Source organism: Pseudomonas sp. GW823-FHT06E10 (genome assembly GCF_058794995.1).
In genome coordinates, this window is sequence record NZ_JBXAHJ010000013.1 from 163,593 (window position 1) to 182,474 (window position 18,882).

Annotated in this window: 15 protein-coding genes; 2 read left to right on the forward strand and 13 right to left on the reverse strand. The window is 61.9% G+C overall.

Annotated features, from left to right (window positions below):
* Positions 1-111 precede the first annotated feature (111 nt).
* The 5 genes from AC1Q6Y_RS20945 to AC1Q6Y_RS20965 form a co-directional block, all read right to left on the reverse strand.
* Positions 112-2,067, reverse strand: a complete 1,956-nt coding sequence (locus tag AC1Q6Y_RS20945; protein WP_492625078.1) for a DUF1302 domain-containing protein — start codon at positions 2,065-2,067, stop codon at positions 112-114.
* A gap of 60 nt (positions 2,068-2,127) precedes the next feature.
* The gene (locus tag AC1Q6Y_RS20950) at positions 2,128-3,417 is read right to left on the reverse strand and encodes a phospholipase (protein WP_492625079.1); all 1,290 of its coding nucleotides are present in this window, start codon (positions 3,415-3,417) and stop codon (positions 2,128-2,130) included.
* A 239-nt stretch (positions 3,418-3,656) separates the two neighbouring features.
* Positions 3,657-5,225: an FGGY-family carbohydrate kinase gene (locus tag AC1Q6Y_RS20955; protein ID WP_090453000.1), complete on the reverse strand. Its 1,569-nt coding sequence runs from the start codon at positions 5,223-5,225 to the stop codon at positions 3,657-3,659.
* A 20-nt stretch (positions 5,226-5,245) separates the two neighbouring features.
* Entirely contained in the window at positions 5,246-6,841 is a 1,596-nt protein-coding gene (locus AC1Q6Y_RS20960) for a glycerol-3-phosphate dehydrogenase/oxidase (RefSeq protein ID WP_223502865.1), read from the reverse strand.
* A 5-nt stretch (positions 6,842-6,846) separates the two neighbouring features.
* Positions 6,847-8,442: an FAD-binding oxidoreductase gene (locus tag AC1Q6Y_RS20965; RefSeq protein ID WP_492625080.1), complete on the reverse strand. Its 1,596-nt coding sequence runs from the start codon at positions 8,440-8,442 to the stop codon at positions 6,847-6,849.
* Between the two features lie 210 nt (positions 8,443-8,652).
* On the opposite strand from AC1Q6Y_RS20965, the gene gliR reads away from it, so the two are divergent.
* Positions 8,653-9,681 (forward strand): AraC family transcriptional regulator GliR, encoded by a 1,029-nt coding sequence (gliR, locus tag AC1Q6Y_RS20970; RefSeq protein ID WP_492625081.1) that lies wholly within the window; start codon positions 8,653-8,655, stop codon positions 9,679-9,681.
* A gap of 26 nt (positions 9,682-9,707) precedes the next feature.
* On the opposite strand, the gene AC1Q6Y_RS20975 is transcribed toward gliR, so the two are convergent.
* The 7 genes from AC1Q6Y_RS20975 to mdaB all read right to left on the reverse strand — a co-directional run bounded on the left by AC1Q6Y_RS20975 (position 9,708) and on the right by mdaB (position 17,601).
* Positions 9,708-10,076, reverse strand: coding sequence for a glyoxalase superfamily protein (locus tag AC1Q6Y_RS20975; RefSeq protein ID WP_154910464.1), 369 nt, complete (start codon positions 10,074-10,076; stop codon positions 9,708-9,710).
* Positions 10,077-10,312: 236 nt separating this feature from the next.
* The gene (locus AC1Q6Y_RS20980; protein WP_340316707.1) at positions 10,313-11,770 is read right to left on the reverse strand and encodes a D-aminoacylase; all 1,458 of its coding nucleotides are present in this window, start codon (positions 11,768-11,770) and stop codon (positions 10,313-10,315) included.
* Position 11,771: 1 nt separating this feature from the next.
* A complete protein-coding gene (locus tag AC1Q6Y_RS20985) occupies positions 11,772-12,632 on the reverse strand; it encodes a MurR/RpiR family transcriptional regulator (protein ID WP_218494849.1) in 861 nt (286 codons plus the stop codon).
* Positions 12,633-12,646: 14 nt separating this feature from the next.
* Positions 12,647-13,996, reverse strand: coding sequence for a GntT/GntP/DsdX family permease (locus AC1Q6Y_RS20990; RefSeq protein WP_008047545.1), 1,350 nt, complete (start codon positions 13,994-13,996; stop codon positions 12,647-12,649).
* Between the two features lie 185 nt (positions 13,997-14,181).
* Positions 14,182-15,627, reverse strand: a complete 1,446-nt coding sequence (locus AC1Q6Y_RS20995) for a SulP family inorganic anion transporter (RefSeq protein WP_057716510.1) — start codon at positions 15,625-15,627, stop codon at positions 14,182-14,184.
* Between the two features lie 242 nt (positions 15,628-15,869).
* Positions 15,870-16,781, reverse strand: a complete 912-nt coding sequence (locus AC1Q6Y_RS21000; RefSeq protein WP_223502861.1) for a LysR family transcriptional regulator — start codon at positions 16,779-16,781, stop codon at positions 15,870-15,872.
* Between the two features lie 229 nt (positions 16,782-17,010).
* Positions 17,011-17,601, reverse strand: a complete 591-nt coding sequence (gene mdaB, locus AC1Q6Y_RS21005) for an NADPH:quinone oxidoreductase MdaB (RefSeq protein WP_492625082.1) — start codon at positions 17,599-17,601, stop codon at positions 17,011-17,013.
* Positions 17,602-17,763: 162 nt separating this feature from the next.
* Between mdaB and AC1Q6Y_RS21010 the strand changes: the two genes are divergently transcribed.
* Positions 17,764-18,078: a putative quinol monooxygenase gene (locus AC1Q6Y_RS21010; protein ID WP_057716513.1), complete on the forward strand. Its 315-nt coding sequence runs from the start codon at positions 17,764-17,766 to the stop codon at positions 18,076-18,078.
* On the opposite strand, the gene AC1Q6Y_RS21015 is transcribed toward AC1Q6Y_RS21010, so the two are convergent.
* Positions 18,068-18,832, reverse strand: a complete 765-nt coding sequence (locus AC1Q6Y_RS21015; protein WP_057716514.1) for a sulfite exporter TauE/SafE family protein — start codon at positions 18,830-18,832, stop codon at positions 18,068-18,070. The genes AC1Q6Y_RS21010 and AC1Q6Y_RS21015 overlap by 11 nt on opposite strands.
* Positions 18,833-18,882: the final 50 nt, after the last annotated feature.

The window sequence follows — 18,882 nt, forward strand, 5'->3', positions numbered from 1 at the left end:
CCTGTGGGAGCGGGCTTGCTCGCGAAGAGGGCGGCACATCCAGCACAGATGTCGCCTGATACACCGCTTTCGCGAGCAAGCCCGCTCCCACAATGGGTCTGCGTGTAGCAATCAAAGGAAGTACTTGAGGTTGAAGCCGACGTTGTCGCGGTCACGCAGGCCGTTGTCCTGCCCACCGCCGTAGAACTCGGTGTATTGCAGCTCGGCCTCCAGCTTGTTCTGGTAGTTGGCCTTGATCCCCAGGGTGTAGGCCTTGCGGCCCTCGATGATGTTGCCCGCCTGGTAACTGTTGCCCTTGAAGTCATCCTTGTAGACGACATAAGGCGAGACGTTGACCCCGGCATACACGTCGTTCCAGGTGCCGTTGAGCATCGCGGTGTAGCTGTAGGAGTTGCGGTTGACCTGATCGCTGCGTTCGCCGCCGGACACATAGGAAAAGTTACCGGTGCCAGCGTAGTAACGGGTACTGCCGTCATAAGCGGTGTATTGCAGGCTGCTGCCGCGCAGGTGCTCGGACGCCAGCTCGAATACGCCGAACATCGAGTCGAATGACAGGCTCGGGCCAAAGTTGTAAATGGTGCCCATGGATGTGTTGAACGCTTCCACCCGCTCGGCGTTATTGATCTGGCTGTCGAGCGTGACTTGCTGCCCGCCGATGTTGATGGTCTGGCCGCCTGCCGCTGCGGCGGCGCCGTTGGCCAGGTCGCCGATCAGGTCGTTGGTGGCGGCGACCCCGATGGGCAGGTTCGGCCGATAGGCCACTTCACCGAAAACCGACGCCTGGCCCAGGGTGGTGTTGAAACTGAAGCCGTACATGCGGATGTCTTCGGCGTAGCGCCGATGCGCCTGAATATTGCCCAGCACATCCATGGTCGCCAGGCCGTTGGCCAGTTGCCCCGCCTGGCTGCCGGCAACACCGGCCAACAGGTTGGTCAGGGCGTTCATGTCGATGCCCTTGTACCCACCCAGATCGGCGGAAATGGTCGGTTCCTTGGCGTGGTAGTTGACCATGTACAACCCGAACTCGGTGCTGTTGAGCTCTTCTACGATGTAGCGAAAAGCGAAACCGAACTGGCCGTCGTTGCGCGCGTTGTAATCCTTGCCGACCGAGGCCACTTTGACGGTGTTGCCAAAGGCCGGGGTGACCCCGTTGGCGTACAGGCCGGTGGCGCTCAGGGCCTGGCTGAGCAGCGGGTTGTTGCCCAGCGCGCTGTACAGATCGATCACGTTGCCGAAGCCAGGCACCGGGGTGTCCAGGGCGGTACCGGTAAAGTTGTTGTAGGCGGTGTTGCCGCCGTCGGCGAACAGGTCCGTCTGCGAGTAGAACGTGCCGACCGGGTCGATGCGGGTTTCCTTCCAGTTCGTCTGGTAAAAGCTTTCCATGGTCAGGCTGTCGGTCAGGCCGATGTTGAAGCTCAGCGCTTCCACCGGCACCAGCACTTCCTTGACTTCAGCCCCGGGCAAACGGTATTTGGCCGCGTCCACCGGGTTGGTGGTGTTGACCCCGCCACGGTAGAAAATCCCCTCACCCCAGTTGAACACCTGGCGCCCGACACGGGCCGTGACTGGCATCTGCGCAACGTCCCAGTTGCCATAGAGGTAGGCATCGAGCATCTCCACCCGGCTGCCGGCGATATCGCGGGTCTGGTCAGTAAAGTGGTCGTCCTGCGGGAAACTCTGACTGGGTTGCGACGGGTTGTTGTTGCGGTAGTAATCGTTGCGCTTGTCCATCAGTTGGGTGTCATAGAACGCGGTGCCGCGCACGAACATCCCGTAGTTCTGATAGTTGGCCTCAAGCTCCGAGGTGATCTTGTACACCTCGGAAACCAACCCGGTGTCGAAGTTGCGATTGCCGTCGTTGGTGTTGACGTCGTCGTTGTTTTTGTCCCGACCCTGGACCCGCCACAAGCGGCCATAGGACAAGGTACTGTCGAATGAACCGGTGATCTGGTTGTCCAGCACGCTGAACTCCTTGGCCTGCACGCCGTCGACCGCGCACAGTTGCAGCAGCCCTGCCAGGCCCACGCCGGGAAGCGCCGCGCCAGACAGGCGAAATCGAGTGCTCATGATCCGTTCCTCTTTCCCTGGTTTTATTGTTTTTGTGTTCTGAAAGTGTGGCTGCGATGGCTATGGCGCCAATCCCGCACGGGCGTAAATCCGGCTGTGGGCGCCGAAATGCCCCAGCAGTTTGAACAGCTGCCGGTTGAGTGCCGGATGGTCGAAGTCTTCGCGCTGCAGCTGATTACCGCTGCTGAAATCGCTGGTGGTCGGTGCCGTGTCCAACCACTGGCCGATGGCTTCATCAAACGCCGTGGATTCGTCGATGGACTCGGCACTCACCACTTCACGCAGGTAGTCCACCGAATACGGTGGGTAATGGGCGTCCTGTGCAGAGTCGGCATAAGCGTCGAGCATCGGGTGTGCCTGGCCGGCGCGCAGCAGGCGACGAAGCCAGGTCGACTGATACTTCTCCACTTCCATGTGTCGGGTGGCGACCCGTTCGATGGCGGCATGTTTGTCCGCATCGAAGCCGGCCAGGGCCTTGCCTTCCAGCACCAGCAGGCTCGCCAGTTCGACACCCGGCAGCGGCTTGGCGTGATAAGGCTGGGTCAGGTCCTGAACGTGGTGCAGGCCCCAACCGAGAAATCGATAGCCCCAATAAGGATGGCCAGTGGCAAACGCCAGTCGCGCCAAGCCCATGTACTGGTAGGCGCGCCAGTCCGGCCAGCTGCGCTGAAGAAACCCGGCAGCGGCGTACACCACCGGGCTTTCATGGAAGAAGCCCATATGGAACGGCGCCTGGGAGCTGTACTGAAACCGGGCGTCGCCGAAAGGCTGCGGGCCGAAGCCGTACAACGCGCCGACTTCGCCGGGGTTGTCACTGAACAGGTTGATGTCGTGGCCGTAATCCGGCTCATCGGCAGCGCTGGCCAACACGGCCAGGGGCGCGACTTGTTCGTGGTCAGCGACAACGATGAAGCGCTGGCGATTCCACGGTGAAAGCGTCTGTTGCACCATGACTTGTTCGGCCTTGAGGTGTTCACGCTCGGGCAGATCCTTGCCCGGCATCGGCTGGATGACCATCGCCAGATGAATCCTGGGGTTGATGCGCAGTGCGCTGAGGAAGTCGTGGCGCAGATTGCCCCCAGGCACGACTGGCAATCGCAGGTTGTCGGGGCGCGGCGGGTATTGGGCGAAGTGCTCGCGGGCGAAGCGCTCCTGCTCATCGAGCAGCGCACTCACGGCCTGGTATTGCTGCGAAAGAAACTGTTCCAGCGGCTCGACTTCGACCTGCGGCGCATCACGCAAGGCCGGCAAATCCTGCAACGCCAGGTAGCTGCCCACCGTATGGTTCGACCAGCCCCAGGCTGTGGGGGCCGTTGCACAAAGCAGCAACAGGAGGAATGTCAGCTTCATTGCTTGGTTCTTATTGGATGTGCTGTGGGGGTTGAGCCTAACAACCGACCCTGCCCCTGACACTGTCCAATCTCACCAGAAAAGGTCTCCGATAGCGCCACATGAGGTGACATGAAATCACCCCCGGACATTGTAGGAGTGAGCCTGCTCGCGATAGCGGTGGGTCAGCCAACAGTTACTTTGACTGACACACCGCTATCGCGAGCAAGCTCGCTCCCACAGGGTTCCCGGGTGTTTTCCTAAGCGGGGTAACCAGTGATTTTGCGGATGCTCTGGTACAACGGCTTGAGCTGTCGATACATGCGCAGGTAAACCTCTTTGTACAGTCGCTCATAGATCTGCTGCGCCTCGGGTTGCGGCATGAATACCGCACCGACCCGGGTCATGGCGGCCATCGCCGTGGGGAAATCCGCGTGCAGCCCCAGCCCCACCGCGCAGCAAATGGCCGCGCCCAGGCCGGACGCTTCGTAGACATGCGGACGCTCGGCCGGCAGGCCGAAAATGTTCGCCGTGAGTTGCATCGCGGCATCACTCTGGGAGCCACCTCCGGCAACGCGCAAGCGCGTGATGGAGACCCTCGAACGCTTCTCGATTTTCTCCATGCCCTGACGCAAGGCATACGCCAGACCTTCGAGGATCGCCCGGTAAATGTGTGCGCGGGTATGCACGTCGCCGAAGCCGATCATCGCGCCCTTGGCTTCGACACCCGGCTCGCGGATACCGGGCGACCAGTAGGGTTGCAGCATCAACCCCATGGAGCCCGGCGGCACGGCGTCGACCAGCGCATCGAAGAGTTGCTCGGGCTCCACGCCCTGGGCTTTGGCCTGCTGCATTTCCCGCAGGCCGAACTCGTTCTTGAACCAGCTGACCATCCAGTAGCCGCGATAGATCATCACCTCGCAGTTGTATTGATCCGGCACTGCGGACGGGTAAGGCGGAATCAACGGGACGATTTCCAGGTAGCGCGACCGGGTGCTGGTGATCGTCGCCGTGGTGCCGTAGGAAAGGCACACGGTGCCTGGGTCGACGACGCCGGAACCCACGACTTCGCAGGCCTTGTCGGCACCCGCGGCAATCAGCGGCAGCCCCTCGGGAATGCCGGTGTGGCGGCTGGCCTCGGCGCTGATGTAGCCGAGGGTTTCACCGGGCTTGTGCAGGCTTGGCAGTTGTTCGGGGCGCACCGCCAGCGCCTGCCATTTCCAGTCGGAGGGGGCGGCCCAGCGCAAGCGCTTGAAGTCGAACGGCAGGTAACCGACGCAACAGCCCACCGAATCGACAAAGCGCCCACACAGGCGATGGGTGAGAAACCCCGAGAGCAGCAAAAACTTGTCGGTCGCCGCCCAGACCTCAGGCTGGTGGCGGGCGATCCAGTTGGCCTCGGCCTGGGCGCGAAAGTAGTCCACTGTGGCTTGCGCGCCGACCAGTTTGAACAGCCAGCCCCACGGTCCCTTGATGCCACCCTTGACTTCGGCCTGGCGTTGATCGAGCCACAGGATCGCCGGGCGCAGCGCCTTGCCCTGAGCATCGACGTTGATCACCGTGCCGCGCTGGGTGGTCAGGGATACACCAGCGATCTGTGAGCGATCGATGCCGGTTTGCTGCCACAACTGCTGGCAGGCCTCACCCAGTTTTGCCCAGTAATACTCCGGGTCCTGTTCGGCCCAGCCGGGTTGAGTCGAATAATAGGCCTGCAACTCGACCTTGCCTTTGCCCAGCAGATTGCCCTGCAGGTCGAAGAGCAGCGCGCGCACGCTCTGGGTGCCATTGTCGATGGCCAACAGGTAACGCTTGTTCGGGTGGTTATCCATGGAGCTCTCTTCAATGGGCATCAATGCGCGGCATCCGGCAAACCATGATGGCGTTGCCACAACGCCCGATAACGCTGTAATTCCTGCTGCCAATGCTCATCGTCCCAACCCAGTCGCGGTTGGCAGAGTTGGCGAATGGCAGCGAAATAATCCTCGCCACCGCGCGGCAGCAACAGGCCCAGGCGGGTTCGGCGCAGCAGCAGGTCATCCAGGTGCAGGACCATTTCCCCATCGCAGGCAACGGCCAGCTCCGCCCACAAGGTGTCAGTGCCGCCGACGGTGTCATGGCCGAGTTCCGCGATCAGTTGCGCCAGCCTCGGCAGGTCACGGCCATGCCGCCCGGCCAGGCGCCGCCACCGGTTGGCGCTGAGCCCCGGTATCGCCAGCGGCGGTACGGCGGCGAACACCGGCGCGGCGTCATCATTGAAGGGGCGCTCGAGCATGGTTGCGCAGGCCTTGAGCACTTCAATCGCCTGCGGGCGAAAGGTGGTCAGCTTGCCGCCGGCCAGGGTCACGCAACCAGGCTCCTGCCACAGCACATGCTCACGGGTTTCATTCGACGGCTTGTCTTGATGCTCACCCGCCGCACTGCCCACCACCGGGCGCACGCCCGACCAGGTCGACAGCACATCGGCGGCGACCACCTCGGCCTGGGGGAACTGTTGGCTGCAGGCCGCCAGCAGATAGTCGAGCTCATCAAAGCTGATGCTCGCGCTCTGGTCCAGATCGCCGTGATGATCGAGGTCCGTGGTGCCGACCACCGTGGCACCCTCCCACGGGAAAACGAACACCGGTCGACGGTCGCGCTCGTGCAGGAAGGTGAAGGCTTGCGCCACTGGAAGGCGCCAGCCCGGCAACAGCAAATGACTGCCACGCAACGGCCGCAACTGGCGAGGGGCATCGGGCAGGCGCAAGCGCTCGGCCCACGCGCCGGTGGCCACGGCCAGCGCACCACAACGCAATGTCAGTAACCCGCCCCCTTCGCAGTCTTCGACCTGAACCCCGCAAACGCGCCCCTCTTCACGCAGCAATTGCTGTACGCGCACGCCGTTGAGCACCACGGCGCCATCGGCCCGGGCCTCGCCCAATACACGCATCACCAGACGGGCATCATCGGTCAGCGCATCGACAAAACAGGTGCCGCCCAGCAGGTCATCTTCCTTCACCCCGGGCGCCAGATAACGCAGTTGTTGCGCGTCATGGAAGTGATGGCTGCGCCGCCCGGCCAATGCGTCATAGATGGACAGCAAACCACCCAGCACCCGCGGTCCGGGAAAACCGCCACGGTAATGCGGCATCATGAAACTCATCGGCTCCACCAGCCCCGGCGCTTCGTCGAGCAGACGCTGGCGTTCGCGGACTGAGTCGCGGGTCAGGCGCCACTGGCCCTTGGCGATGTAGCGCAAGCCGCCATGGACCATTTTCGAGGAGCGGCTGGAGGTGCCCCAGGCGAAATCGCGCTGCTCCAACAGCAGGCAACGCCACCCTCGGCGCGCGGCTTCGCGCAGGATACCGGCGCCGCTGATGCCGCCACCGATGACGATCAGGTCCCAGGTTTCATCCGCCAGCGTCGGCAGCACCCGCTGTCGCCACGCCGCGTTCCAGTCCAGGCTCATGACCGTCACTCCTGCAACAGCGTGCCAGGGTTCAATCGCCCGGCCGGATCAAAGTGCCGACTCAATGCCTGCAGGGTGTCCATCGCCAGCGCGCCCTTCTCCCGCCGCAGGTACGGCGCGTGATCCTTGCCCACGCCATGCTGGTGACTGATGGTGCCGTGGTTGTCGACGATGGTCTGGCTGGCCGCCTGCTTGAGCGCCTGCCAGCGCGCCAGGGTGGCGGGGTAGTCGGCCGCCGGGCGAAACACATAGGTGGTGTAGATGCTCGATCCTTCGCCATAGACATGGGAAAGGTGGGTGAAGACATGCACCCGCTCGCCTTCGGCAGCCAAGGCGTCGCGCAGGCTGTTTTCGATCAGCGTGAGCAGGTTATCGACGTTGCTCCAGTCAGTGGCCGTTTCCAGGGTGTCCACCACGTAACCGGCGTTCCACAGGTTTTCCCGCAGGTAGGGAAAACGAAAACGGTTCTGCGCCCACTTCTTGCCGAGCAAGGTGCCGGTAAACACCCCGCCGAACGCCTTGAGGTGCTGCCGGGCCTGGCGCAGGGACAGCGCATTTTGTCGTCGATTGCCGGTCACGCCGAACGTCAGCAGGCATTTGCCCTCACTGGCGCCGCGCAGGGCCAGGTACTTTTCCAGCCAGGCGATCTGCTGCGGGTGACCGGCCAGCGCCAGCTGGGTTTCGGTTTCCACCGCGTTGGACAGGCGCAGCATCGACAGCGGCACCCGCGCCTGGGCCAACTGGCGGATGGCTTGCAGCGCCTTGGGCCAATCGGGCAGAAACACACCATAGAAACGCTCATCGGCGGGCAGAGCACTGACCCGTACCTTCACCTCGGAAATGATCCCGAAGCGGCCCTCACAGCCCAACACCACTTCGCGCAAATCAGGACCGGCCGCCGAAGCCGGAAAAGATGGAATTTCCAATGGACCGGCAAAGGTTTCCAGGGTCCCGCCGGCGAACAGTTGCTCGATCCGCCCATAGCGCAGCGACTGCTGGCCACTAGAGCGGCTGGCGACCCAACCACCCAGGGTCGAGAGCTCCCACGACTGCGGGAAATGCCCCAGGGTGTAGCCGTGGGCGCGCAGCTGACTTTCCACCTGCGGTCCGCTGGTGCCAGGACCGAAGGTGGCCATCAGGCTCTGTTCGTCGAGGTCCAGCAGGCGATTCATGCGGGCCAGGGAAACCGTCACCACCGGCCGCGCGGAACTCGGCGGGTTGATGTGACCGGCCACCGAGGTGCCACCGCCATAAGGAATCAGGCACAGATCCTGTTCATGGGCGAGCAACAGTAACCGGCGAATCTGTTCAGCGTTCACGGGATAGGCCACGGCGTCGGGATAATTCCCCAGCGCGCCTTCACGCAACGCCAGCCAGTCCGGCAGGCTCTGCCCTCGCGCATGCAGCAAACGATCTTGGGCATCCACGCTGTACAGGAAGTGTTGCTGCAACCGCGACGGGGGCACGCGGGCCAATGCTGTCTCAAGCGTCGCATCGGGCAGCGCTCGACCGTCTCCCACCCGCTGGGCGAGAAAACTCGCGCCCTGGGCCGGCAGTTCGACCACCGTGGTTGCATCTCCCCAGCCGTTCCAGCGTCGCATGCGTGTGTCCTTTTGCGGTTCTGATCAGTGATATTTCAGGCCCCCATACTAGTCAGCCGCCGAAAAGTGTCACGGTCGCATCCGGCCAGTTCGAGTAGCCAATTGAGTCAAACGTCGCGCAGGCGTCAGCCATTTACTTTAGCCGTGGTTTCAAATTACCTTTCAGGGCATTCATCCGCGCACGCGGGCCTTGATCAAAGGAATACGATCATGCAATCCCTGGGCTTCACTTCAGTTCCGCCGCTGCTCAAATACCTGCGTCATGCCGAACAACTGGGCATGGCCATCGAGCCTGCGTTGGCGGCTGCCGGGTTGCAGGCACAGCAGTTGAGTGACAACAGCCTGCGGTTGCCGGGTGAGGCCCATGAACGGCTGCTCGATTATTTCTGCGAACACTCGGGCGATGCGTTGTTCGGTCTCAACGCCGCGCGTTTTGTGTTGCCCAACTCCTGGAGCGTGCTGGGCTACATCACCATGAACTGCGCGACACTGGGCGACGCCATGAGCCGCATCATGCCGTTCGAGAAGCTGGTGGGAGACATGGGCGTCAGCCGCGCCGAGGTGCAGGGCAGCGACGTGCACCTGATCTGGTCATGCCGCCATCAACGCCCGCGAATTCGCCGACACCTGGTGGAAAACGTGCTCGGTTCCTGGCTGCAATACGCGCGCTGGATCGCCGACACGCAAATGTCACCGGCTGCCGTCTGGCTGGAACATGCCTGTCCGGCCGACACGACGCTGGCACAGTACGAGCAGTTCTTCGACTGTCCGGTACTGTTCGACCAGCCTTATTCGGCGCTGATTGTCCCATTGCCGTATTTGCAGTTGCCATTGCGCCAGGCCGATGCGCAATTGCTGCGCACCTTGGAAGAACATGCCCAGGGGTTGATGGCCACACTGGAGGACGCTTCGCTGGAACAGCGGGTCAAAAGCATCCTGCGAAAATTGCTCAAGGAAGGTCTGCCGCGCAAGGAGCAGGTGGCCGAGCATCTCGCGGTGTCAGTGCGCACGCTGCAACGCCAGCTGCATCAGGCCGGCACGTCGTACCAGCAGATCCTCGATGACCTGCGCCAGGAGCTGGCCGAGCATTACCTGCTCAACAGCACCCTGCCGATCCAGGACATCGCCCAGTACCTGGGTTTCACCGAACCCCGCTCGTTTCACCGCACGTTCAAAAGCCGGCGCGGGATGCCGCCCGGCGAGTTTCGCCAAACCCACCGGGTGCCGAACGAAGGCTGAAGGCTTAAACCTGAGGGGCTGAAGGCTCAGAGACTTATCGCGTTGGTGAACACCAACCGATTGCCGAACGGGTCGGCGATGGTCATGTCCTGGCTGCCCCAAGGCATGGCCTGAATCTGCGGATGGGAAAACCTGTATTGCTTGGCCAACAGTTGCTGCTGAAACTTCTCCAGCTCATCCGTCTCGATCCGCAGCGCAGACCCCGGTGTGCTGTCGCCATGGTGTTCGGACAAGTGCAGCACACATTCGCCACGGGAGATTTGCAGGTACAGCGGGTAATTCGCTTCGAATCGATGTTGCCAGTCGATCTTGAACCCCAGGAAATCGACGTAGAACTCCACTGCCTTGGCTTCGTCGAAAATACGCAGGATCGGAGTTGTTTTGCCGAAGCTCATCGGGTTGCTCCCAGACAATGAAAGACCTGCAGGAGCGAGCTTGCTCGCGATGGTCGTTAACGATGACGCGTGTCTACTGGGTAAACGCTGCGCCCTATCGTCCATCGCGAGCAAGCTCGCTCCTACAAAATAAGTAACCGAACCACAATGATAGCCGGGCCTGATGTCAGCAATTCGGCGCGGAAATGCCATTCTTTAGTTTCAAAGTGCCATCACTGTGACACAGTCCTCGAAACTCACTGAAAACCCGTGCGCAAATCCCCTTCCCGGGCCAGAAACCGTCCTTCCCTGCGCCCGTTGGCCTGGCCATCACGGTAACTCAACACTCCGTTGATCCATACCCCTTCAATGCCCTCCGCCGCCCGCTGTGGGTCGTTGAAGTCGGCGACATCACGAATGGTCGCCGGGTCGAACAACACCAGGTCCGCCCAATGGCCTTCGAGTATTTCGCCACGCTCCTTCAAGCCGAAGCGCGCCGCCGACAGCCCGGTCATTTTGTGCACGGCGGTGTGCAGCGGGAACAGTCCCACGTCGCGGCTGAAATGTCCGAGCACCCGAGGGAATGCGCCCCACAAGCGTGGGTGCGGAAACGGATCTTCCGGCAAGCCGTCGGAGCCGACCATCGACAGCGGATGCGCGAGGATTTTGCGCACATCCGCCTCATCCATTCCGTAGTACACCGCACCGGCCGGTTGCAGTTGGCGAGCGGCCTCCAGCAACGGCAGATTCCATTCGGCGGCGATGTCCATCAGGTCGCGGCCGCCCATCTGCGGATGCGGGGTCGACCAGGTGATGGTGATGCGGTGGGCATCGGTCACCTGCTTGAGGTCCAGGGTCGAAGAGCTCGCGGCGTAGGGATAACAGTCGCACCCCACCGGGTGGGTCTTCGCTGCCTCTTCGAGGGACGCCAGCAGCTGTGGACTGCGCCCCCAGTTACCGGCGCCGGCACATTTGAGGTGAGAGATGATCACTGGGCTTTGCGCATGGCGACCGATACGGTACGCCTCGTCCATGGCCTCCAACACCGGCTCGAATTCGCTGCGCAAATGGGTGGTATAGACCGCCCCGAACGCGGTCAATTCTTCGGTCAGTTGCATCACCTCATCGGTCGATGCCGAGAAGGCGCTGGCATAGGCAAGACCGGTAGACAGGCCCAGGGCGCCGGCCTCAAGGCTTTCGCGCAGTTGCTCGCGCATGGCGCTGATTTCATCGGCCGTGGCGGTGCGAAACAGGTCGTCCAGATGATTGCTGCGCAACGCCGTATGACCGACCAGCGCGGCAACGTTCAGCGTGGTGTTCGCCGCTTCGATGGCCACGCGGTAGTCGCGGAAGGTCGGATAAACGAACGCAGCGGCCGTGCCCAGCAGGTTCATCGGGTCCGGCGGATCGCCGCGCAAGCTCACTGGCGACGCACTGATCCCGCAGTTGCCGACGATGACCGTGGTCACGCCCTGGCTGAGCTTGGGCAGCATCTGCGGCTGACGAATCACCACGGTGTCGTCATGGGTGTGCACGTCGATGAAACCCGGCGCCAGCACATGGCCCTGCGCGTCGATTTCCTCGCTGGCACGGGCATCGCGCAAGTCGCCGATACGCTCGATGCGCCCGTTGAGAATGGCCACGTCGGCGGGGTAACCGGGGCTGTTGCTGCCGTCGATGATCAGGGCGTTGCGAATCAGCGTGTCGTACTGCATGTCAGTCTCCCAGCGGCAAGTGATCGTCGCCGCCGCGGTATTCGTCGAGGGCGAGTTTGATCCGCCGCAGACGTTCTTGATTGTCTTCAGGATTGGCCAGGGCCAGCTCGGTGGCGAGCACATCGATGGCCAGCAGCATGCCGTAGCGCGCTGCCGTGGGTTTGTAGATGAACGAGGTTTCGGCGCTTTGCAGGGGCAGGACGATGTCGGCCAGTTGCGCCAGTGGCGAATCTGCCCGGGTGATGGCCAGAATGCCTGCGCCATAGTTGCGCGCCAGCTCCACCGTTTCAATCAGCTCCGGGGTGATCCCGGTCAGCGAGCAGACAATCACCACGTGTTCAGCGCTGAGGCTGGCGGCGGTGACGCGCATCATCACCGCATCGTGGCACACCGCAATCGGATAGCCGAGGCGTACCAGGCGCACTTGCAGTTCATCGCTGCACAGGGTCGAGCAGCCGCCCATGCCGAAAGCGTGGATCATGCGCGCCTTGCCCAGCAGTTTCACCGCATCGGCGAAACGCGACTCATCGAACGCGGCCAGGTGCTGGCGCAAGGTCGACTCGATGTCGCCCACGATCTGCCCGTAGAACGCCGACTGCTCGGGCGTGCCCGCCGGGTCGAGAAACCGGCTGCCGACGCCGCTGGCCTGGGCCAGTTGCAAGCGCAAGTCACGCAGGTCCTTGCAGCCGACCGTACGGGCGAACCGCGACAGCGTGGCGCTGCTGACCTCCGCCCGCAGCGCCAGCTCATCAAGACTGGCGGAGGCGGCAAATCCTACGTCGTCGAGCATCAGGCGGGCGATACGCCCTTCACCGGCGCTGAAGGAGTCCTGACGGGCGCGGATCTGGTAGAGGATGTCCATGCAAGTGGCTCCGGCTAAATCAGGTAAGAAAGGCCAACGGTCAGGCCGAAGGCGACGACCGAGATCAACGTCTCAAGCACGGTCCAGGTCTTGAAGGTCTGGGTAACGGTCATGTTGAAGTATTCCTTGATCAACCAGAAACCACCGTCGTTGACGTGGGAAAAGATAACCGACCCGGCGCCAGTCGCCAGCACCAGCAACTCCGGATGGGGATAACCCAGACCAATGGCCACTGGCGCGACCACGCCTGAAGCGGTGGTCATAGCCACAGTGGCAGAACCGGTGGCGATACGCATCAGCGCGGCAAACAGCCAGCCCATCAACAGCGGCGACAAATGAAATTCGTGGGCCAGGCCGACGATCTGGTCGGTGACGCCGGCGTCTACCAGAATCCGGTTCAAACCACCGCCGGCGCCCACCAGCAAGGTGATGCTCGCAGTCGGCGCCAGGCATTCGTTGGTGAACTTGAGGATCGATTCACGGTTGAAGCCCTGGGCCAGGCCGAGGGTCCAGAAACTCAACAAGGTGGCCAGCAACAGCGCGATCACCGAGTTGCCGATGAACAGCAGGAACTGATTGAAACCACTGCCCGGCGTAGAAATCAGATTGGCCCAGCCACCGATCAGCATCAGCACCACCGGCAACAGGATGGTCGCCATGGTGATGCCGAAACCCGGCAGGCTGTCGCGTGGCTCACGCTCCAGGAACTGGCGTTCCAGCGGGTTTTCCGCCGGCAACTGAATGCGCGGCACGATGAATTTGGCGTACAGGGGACCTGCGATGATCGCCGTCGGAATGCCGATCAGGATTGCGTACATCAAGGTCTGCCCCACCGACGCCTGATACACCTGCACCGCCAGCATCGCCGCCGGGTGCGGCGGTACCAGCGCATGCACCACCGAAAGCCCGGCAACCATCGGCAAGCCGACCATCAGGATCGAGACGCCCACGCGCCGCGCCACGGTAAAGGCAATCGGCACCAGCAAGACGAAACCGACTTCGAAGAACAGCGGCAACCCCACCAGAAACGCGATGGTCACCATCGCCCAATGCGCGTTCTTCTCGCCAAAGCGGTCGATCAAGGTCCGCGCCACCTGCTCGGCGCCACCGGACTCGGCCATCATCTTGCCGAGCATGGTGCCCAGCGCCACTACCAGCGCAATGTGCCCCAAGGTCTTGCCGACCCCGGCCTCATACGCCCCCACCACACCCGATGGCGGCATCCCGGCGACCAGCGCCAGGCCAATGGAAATCAGGGTGATGACAATGAACGGGTTGAGCCGGTAACGGGCGATCAGAACGATCAGTGCAATGATGGCGATGGCGGCATACACCAGCAGCCAATAGCCGAAGGACAGGGTCATGCGGTACTCCTCGAGAGGGTCACGTCGAAATATTTGTGAAACTCTTAAAACATTTCGAAAGGTGATTTTCAAACGAGGTGAAAGTAATTTTCGTGCAGAGGTAAGGCGTGTCGCGCAGAGGTATGAGTTGTCGCAAATAATGAAAATCAGGCAGGCGGATTTTCATCGCGCCTGCCTGTTTGATTTCAGTCGTGCTGCATCCGGGCACGCTTGAGCAATTTCTTGCAACGCTCGGACAAATGCAGCACCCGCAGGTGCTTGCCGGCCTTGGTGTAGCGCTCGCGCAAGGTGCCCAGTGCAGCGATGGCCGAGTAGTCGACAAAGCTCAGGTGCTGGCAATCAAGTGTCACTTGCGCCGGGTCATTGGCCGGATCGAACTGATTGAGGAAGGGTGTGGTCGAGGCGAAGAACAGCGTGCCATGCACCCGGTACAGCTTGCTGCCGTCGGTTTCCAGATGACTGTCGGCGTACAGCTGCCGGGCCTGCTGCCAGGCGAAATTGAGCGCCGCGATGATGATCCCGCAGAGCACTGCCATTGCCAGATCGGTGAAAACGGTAATCACCGTCACCGCGATGATCACCAGCACGTCGTTCAACGGCACCTTGTTCAGCACCCGCAACGAAGCCCAGGCGAAGGTCTGTTGCGACACCACGAACATCACCCCCACCAGCGCGGCCAGCGGAATGCGCTCGATAAGCGGCGACAGAAACAGGATGAACAACAGGATCGACACCCCCGCCACCACCCCGGACAAACGCCCGCGACCGCCGGAGCTGAGGTTGATCACGGTCTGGCCGATCATGGCGCACCCGCCCATGCCGCCGAACGCACCGGACACCAGATTCGCCGCCCCCAGCGCCACGCACTCGCGATCCGGGTAACCACGACTTTCGGTGAATTCGTCGGTGAGGTTCAGGGTCAACAGGGTTTCCAGCAACCCGACCAGCGCCATCACGATCGCGTAGGGCGCGATGATGCGCAGGGTGTCCAGGTTCCACGCAATGTCCGGCAGCGCCAGCGTCGGCAAGCCACCGGCAATGTGCGCCATGTCGCCCAGGGTGCGGGTCGGCAGGCCAAGCAGATACACCGCCAGGCCCACACCGAGAATCGCCACCAGCGCCGGTGGCACCGTACGGGTCAGGCGCGGCATCACATAGACAACGGCCATGGTCACCGCGACCAGCCCGAGCATCATGTACAGCGGCGTACCGCTCAACCAGGCCTCACCGTTCTTGAAGTGCTCCAGTTGCGCCAGGGCAATGACAATCGCCAGGCCGTTGACGAAACCGAGCATCACCGGGTACGGCACCATGCGCACCAGCTTGCCGAGCTTGAGCAGCCCGAACGCGATCATGATCAACCCGCCCAGCAACACCGTGGCCAGCAGATACTGCACACCGTGTTGCACCACCAGCGCGACGATCACCACGGCCATCGAGCCTGCCGCGCCGGACACCATGCCCGGTCGCCCACCGAACAGCGCGGTCAGGGTGCAAATGATGAACGCGCCATAGAGCCCCATCAACGGATTGAGATGGGCCACCAGCGCAAAAGCGATGCACTCGGGCAACAGGGCGAAGGAAGTGGTAAGCCCCGCCAGGACATCGGCGCGTAGACGTTTTGCTTTCATTGGGAACCGCACACAGGGAGAGACGAAAAAGAGTGTGCGGATGTTACGGAAATGCAGTCAGACCGACCAGTTGTTGTGCCTGCGCAAACGCCATCGCGAGCAAGCTCGCTCCCACAAGTTTTGTGTCATTCACGAAATGGGCGAACAACACAGTACCTGTGGGAGCGTGGCTTGCCCGCGAAGAACGATGACGCGGTCTAAAGCGAGCTCAGCCCCTCTCGTCATTGCGCAGCAATCACGAATCAACCCTTGAAGTCAGCGCTCGCATAATCGGCCAACTTGCCCTGGATAAAGTCCAGGAAGCACTGAATGCGCAGGGCCAGTTGCGAGTTGCGGTAGTACACCGCGTTGATCGGCTGGCGATAACCGCTGTTGAACTCGGCCAGCAACACCTTCAAGCGTCCGGCACGAATGTCTTCGATGGTCATGAAATGCGACAGGCTGGCGATGCCTTGCCCGTCCAGTGCGAGATGGCGGATGGTTTCGCCGCTGGAAGCACTGATCGACGCCTGGATCGGCCAGCGATCGCCATGCACATAACGCAGCGGCCATTGGTTGAGGCCTTCGTTCTGGGTGAACCCCAGCAGCGTATGGTGGGCCAGGTCAGCCACGGCTTGCGGTGTGCCGTATTTTTCCAGGTACGCCGGGCTGGCGACGATGTGCAGCGGGCTGCAACCCAGGGAGCGGGCATGCAGCGTCGAGTCGGTCAGGGTGCCAATGCGAATGGCGATGTCGGTACTCTGCTCCAGCAGGTCAATGATCAAATCGTTGCTGTTGAGTTCGAGCTGGATGTCGGGGTAAAGCCTGCGGAATTCATCGATGTAGGGCACGATGGCGTGCAGCATGAACGGTGATGCCGCGTTGATCCGCAGCCGCCCGGACGGTGTTTGCTGGCGTGAAGACAGACGCTCTTCGAGCTCATCCATCTGATCGAGAATCCGCTTGGCGTGTTCGAAGAAGTACTTGCCCTCTTCGGTCAGGTCCATGCGCCGCGTGGTGCGGTTGATCAACGTGGTGTCGAGCTTGGCCTCCAGCCGCGACAGCGTACGACTGACCGCCGAAGGCGTTTGCCCGACCTGCTCGGCCGCCGCAGAAATCGACCCGCATTCAATCACGCAGACGAAAATCTGCAACTCATCGGATCTGGCTTTCACGTGTGTCCCTTATCGATAGTCCTGCGCCGCCCTATTGTGCAGAGAAAATCCATTGTGGCGAGGGGGCTTGCCCCCGTTGGTGCGCGAAGCGGACCCAAAACCCACAAACGCGGTGGCTCAGGAAATCGCGCGTCAACCGACTTTACGACGGCTTCGCCGCCGAACGGGGGCAAGCCCCCTCGCCACAAAAGCCCGCACACAAACTCAAGCTTTCGATACTAGCTGACAGTTACGCCTTCAGGCCAAACACCTCTGCCAAATGCTGCTCATAGCGCGTCACGTCGCCTTCGATGTTTGGGCGCTTCATCACGTCCACACACAGGAACGTCGGCAAACCGGTCATGCCCAGGAACTCGTTGGCCTTGTGGAACGGGAAGTACACCGCGTCCACGCCTTTGGCCTCGAAGAAATCGGTCGGGTCGTCGAAGGCCTGCTGCGGGGCGTTCCAGGTCAGCGACAACATGTATTGCTTGCCGTGAATCAGGCCGCCGCTGCCGTACTTCTGCGACGCGTCCGAACGGGTGCGACCGTCGCTGGCATAGAGGCTGCCATGGCCTTCGGTGAAGACTTCATCAATGTACTTTTTCACGGTCCACGGCGCGCCCATCCACCAGCCGGGCATCTGGTAAATGATCACGTCGGCCCAGAGGAACTTGGCCACTTCTTCGGCGACGTCGTAGCCCTCGTCGATGAAAGTGGTTTTGACATCCATACCGCCGCGATCCAGCACGCTCAACGCGGCTTCATGCAGGGTGGCGTTGTAGCGGCCGTCGGAGTGTGCAAGTTTTTTGCCGCCATTGAGCAACAGGACTTTTTTCATGGGAGGTCTCGGGAAGGTCGGGAATCGGATGGCGGCAGAGTACCGATCGACCTCACGCGGAGTAAGCGTCGATTTGGCAAAATTCATTTGACCTACAAGCACGAATCAACAGGCGATTGTTGCCTTAGACTGGCGCCAGTTCTGACTTGAGGAGAGATGTAGATGAGTGAAATCCAGGGATTCATCCTGCACGCCAAGACCCGTCCGGAAAAATCCGACGCCTTTGAAGCGTTTTTCAGCGGCTACGTGCAAGCGAGCCGAGCCGAACCCGGTTGCATCGAATACCACATGTTGCGCGACAAACAGGACCCGACCCTGTTCATCTTCTACGAGATCTGGCAATCCCAGGCCCACCTCGATGTGCACTCGAACCTGCCGCACATGAAGCAGTTCCTCGAGCAGCGCGATGAATACCTGGAACGGGATTTCGAGATCCGCGCCATCGACATGATCAGTCCGTCGTCCGCTAGCCGCTGATCAGCAAATGGCCGCCGAGCCCCCCCAGGCCAACGAAGAACACGCGCTTGAACCACAGGGCGCTGATCCGCTGGCGCAGCGATTGTCCCAGCCACATGCCGAGCATGGCCGGGATCAGCGCCAACAGCGATGCGCTCAATTCGCCCCCGCCGAGCGCGCCGCGCCATAGCAAACCACCGGCCAGGGCCAGGGTCGAGACGGTGAACGACAGGCCCAGCGCCTGCACCAGCTGATCCTTGCTCAAGCCCAGCGCTTGCAGATAGGGCACCGCCGGAATCACGAACACGCCGGTGGCTGACGTGATGACGCCGGTCAGCACGCCGCACAGAGGACCGAGCCAGCGTTCGCTGCGCCGCCCCACGCGCACAGTCGGCAGGAACAAACCGCTGAGCGCATACAGCAACAATGCCGCGCCCAACCCCCGCACCACCCAATGGCCACCGCTCATGCCGACCCACAGCGTGCCTGCCCCGGTGCCAATGAAAATCGCCAGCAACATCGGCCATAACCGCTTGGCCAGCCCCGACAGATGCCCGCCGAATGCCAGTTGCCAAATGTTGGTCAGGGTCGCCGGAATGATCAGCAGCGCCGCAGCCTGCGTCGGCGCCATAGCCAGACCGAGCAGGCCCATGGCAACGGTCGGCAGGCCGAGGCCGATCACGCCCTTGATCATGCCGGCCAGCACAAAGGTACCGATCACCAACAGCGAAAGGGCCAAGCCGAGATGCTGATAAAACGCCGAGAGTGTATTCATGGGGCCATGGTGAGCCCGCGGGGGTTGATTGAAAATCTGCCATATACTGA